This is a genomic window from Ideonella sp. P3_A4 (genome assembly GCF_056403075.1).
In genome coordinates this window covers 1-3653 of record NZ_JBFUGE010000591.1, presented here as the reverse complement: position 1 = coordinate 3653, position 3653 = coordinate 1, and the positions used below count along the sequence as shown (strand labels likewise).

Annotated in this window: 1 protein-coding gene; it reads right to left on the bottom strand. The window is 64.1% G+C overall.

Going from position 1 to position 3653, the window contains the following annotated elements:
- A partial coding sequence (locus AC1DYI_RS29465; RefSeq protein WP_477207674.1) for a hypothetical protein occupies nucleotides 1-3653 on the bottom strand: 3653 nt, incomplete at both ends.

The following is a 3653-nucleotide window of genomic DNA, read 5'->3' as shown; positions in this document are numbered from 1 at the left end:
GTGTACCAGAACGAGTCACCGAACTCTTTCAGATTCGGTGTCGCGTCGTCCCAGGTCGTGTTGGGGACCTTGCGCAGTTTGAATTCGAGCACAGTGTCGGGAGCCATCGGCGCGCCGATCTCGATCTGCGTGCCCAGCGTGCCCAGCGCGCGGGCATCACTGTCATTGACGATGACCCATTCGCCCTTGTAGTCCCTCTTGGAAACCACTACGCGGCTGACTGCGCTGATGCCCATCCCATCCGAGGAGTATCCGTTCTCCCATGTCATGGTGGCGCCTGTCTTGGCGGCGCTGGCGAGGTAGATGCCGGTTCGGGTCCGGGTCTGCGGCTCAGTGCCGGAGCCTGGGAACAGGTCGCTGCGGGTGTCGAGTGTCTTGTAGGTCAGGTCGACCTTGATGTCGCCCGCGCCTAGGGTCTCGAGCGTGGCCCAGGTGAAGGAAACGGAGCTTTTTTCATCGCTCCAATTGATGTGCGGAGGGTAGTTCGGACCACCAGAGACCCAGCTGAAGCTGCCCTTGCTTCCGATGGTCGACGTCTCTTTCGCGATCCGCACATCGACGCCACCGTCGATGTACTGCCGCTCGGCCTCCTGACGTTCGACGACCGCGCCGAGCGCGTTGTACTTGATGTTGACGCGGCGGGTGTCGGTGCGCCCGGCGACCTGCGCAGCGCTGGTGGCGTTGTCGACGTTGAAGGCGCCGTCGCGCCCGCCGAGGCCGGCGCTGTTGATCTCGGCGGTCTGGCGGCCCAGCAGGTCGTACAGATAGACGGTGCCGTAGCCGTCGCCGGAGTTGGTTTTCCACATCCGGCCGGCGTTGTCGTAGGCGAAGTACTCCTGGTAGTCGGTGTAGATGTCGATGGTCTGGCCGGTTTCTGGGTCGAAGACCTTGTGCCAGCCAACGTTGACCCCCTTCGAATCGACTTCGCCGAAGGCGTTGTAGTGGTAATCGGTCGACACTGCCGTGCCGCTGGGACCGGCCGACCAGCTCTGCGTCATCCGGCCGAGCTTGTCGAAGTAGTACGAGGAGTAGAGGGTCTCGGTGATGTTGCCGTTGTTGTTGTCATTGGTGACGGTCTGCCAGGTCTTGGCGAGCTTGCCGTCGGCGGTGTAGCTGTTGTAGCGCTGGATGTAGGCCGTTTTCGAGATGTCGGCCACGGTCTGCACCTGGCGGGCATTGCCCGAGGCGTCGTACAGCGTCTTGGTGACGCGGTCTGCCGCGCTGTCGCCCGTCACCGTGGGGTAGGTGTTCTCGTTGATGGTCAGCGCGGCCGAATTGGCCCGCTCGATCTGGGCCACCACGTTGCCGTTGGCGTCACGCCGGTATTCCACGACCGGGATGCTGTCGTTGACACTGTTGTAGGTAGCGCGACGGGGCGCCGCGACGGCGCGGATGCGGCCGAGCGCGTCGTAGTAGGTGTAGGTGATGCCGCCGGCGGCGTCAGTGGTCTTGACCAGGTTGCCCACGGCGTCGTAGCCGTAGGAGGTGGTCAGGTTGCCCGTTTCGGTCGTGACCGTGGTGAGGGTCGAGCTGGCGTAGTAGGTGACGGCCTCGCGCGTTTCGGTGGACTTGCGGTTCATCGCATCCCAGGTCCACGAGACGACGCGGTTGCGTGTGGCGTTGGTGATGGGCGCGGTGTAGGTGGTGTCGTTCCACGCCGTCGCCGGGTCGTAGTACTCGGTGCGCTTGGTCTGGTTGCCGACGCTGTCGTACTCGAACTTGGTGAGATAGCCCAGCGCATCGACGGTCGCCGCCTTGCGGCCGTTCTTGTCGTAGTAGCTGTAGCTGTACTGATAGGTCAGTACAGTGGCCCCGTTGACCGTCTGCGCATCGGTGAGCTCGCCGACCTTCACGGTTTCGCCGAAGGCGTTGTAGTCGGTGGTGGTGCGCTTGCCGAAGGTCGAGGTGAGGCCGCTGGTGCTGTTGAAGTTGAACGCCGCCGGCTCGCGCAGCTCGATCACGCGACCGGCCTTGTCGTAGAGCATGGTCAGCACGCGGTCGGACGAAGTCGGGAACCCGGTGGCGCCGATCGCCAGTTCGATCTTGGCGCGCTGGTCGGTCGCGCTCGGTGTCATCGCAGCCAGGTCGGCGCTGGCGTTGAAGTAGCGGGTCTGGCTGGTGGCCTCGCCGAAGACGTTGCGGTCGTACTGGGTGACGTAGCCCAGCGCATCGACCTCGTAGGCGACGCGACCGGCCTTGTCGTAGGACTTGAAGCTCTCGGCACCGACGCGGTCGATGCTGGACACGGCGTTGCCGAAGACGTCGTACCAGGTCTGCGTCGTYGGTGTCTTGGAGGTTTCGTCGCGAACCGCGTCACCGATCCTGGTGTTCGCGGCCAGCTCGGCGGTGGTCTCGCTGTGCACCATCAAGCTGGGATAGGTCACCTTCACCTGGCGACCCATCTTGTCGTAGTCGTAGGTGGTGGTGCGCTCTTCGCCGGTGCGGCCGGTGGCCTCGGTGCGGGTCTTGAGCTGGCCGAAGGCGTTGTAGGCCATCGTGGTGATGACCGACGCATTGACGATCGTGCCCAGCGTCAGCGCGCCGTTGGACTGTGTGACCGTGTACAGCGGGACGACAGGGCTGGTCTCTTTCGTCAGCCGGCCCACGTTGTCGTACTCGTAGGTCCAGACCGCGCCCAGGCGGTTGCGGAAGGTGGTGCGGTTGCTCGCGCCGTCGTAGCCGTACTCCTCGTAGGCGGCGAAGTCGTCGATGCTGTTGCTGGTGCGGTAGAGGCGGTTGGCCTTGTCGTACTCGTATTTCTCGACCCGTGCGTTGGCCAGCGGCACACCCTGCGGATTGCTGCGATCGGTGGCCTGGTCCACCAGCCGGCCGACGTACGTGAGGTTGCGGTTGTTGTCGTAGCCGTACTTGACGACGTAGCTCATCGCGTCGACCGTGAAGATCAACCGATTGGCGTTGTCGTAGGTGTTCAGGATCGAACGGTCCTGTGCGTTGGCAGTCACCGTGTCTGGGCTGCCACTCGTCACCTTGTTGAAGAAGCGGGTCACCTGCGTGACGTTGCCGCTCTTGTCGTACACCCGGCCCGTGACGGCACCGGTCGCATCGGACGAGTAGGTTAGGCGATTGGCGCGGTCGTAGACGAAACGCTCGATGCGGTCGTTGACGCTGGCCTTGCCCTCGGCGGCGCTGGGGCTCTCGCTTTCGGAGACCGTGTTGTAGTAGGCCTTTGTCTCGACGATGTTGCCGTTGGCGTCGTAGACCCGTCGGGTGACGGCGTTGGTCGGGTCGGCGCGGTAGGTCTCGCGGTTGAAGGCGTCGTATTCGATGCGGGTCAGCAGATCGGTGGCCAGCAGCTTGATCGTGGTGTCCGTCGGGTAGCTCGATGACGTCCACAGCGTGGCCAACTGGCGGATCGAGGTGGCGTTGCCGTTGCCGTCGTAGCCGTAGACGGTGGTGGCGCCGTCGGCGGCCACCTTGTACTCCAGTCGGCCGTCCTTGTCGTAGACGTAGCGCGTGGAGCGGTCAGCAGGGTCGGTGACCAGCGTGCCGGACGTGGGGGCGCTGGCGGATGTCCACGGCTTGGCATAGCTGGTGCTGCGCTTGATCTGGCCGTTGTCGTAATACTCGTTGTAGGTCAGCCCGCCCTCGGCGTCGAGCGTGAACTCGACCTGGCCGTCGGCGCGGTAGAAGTA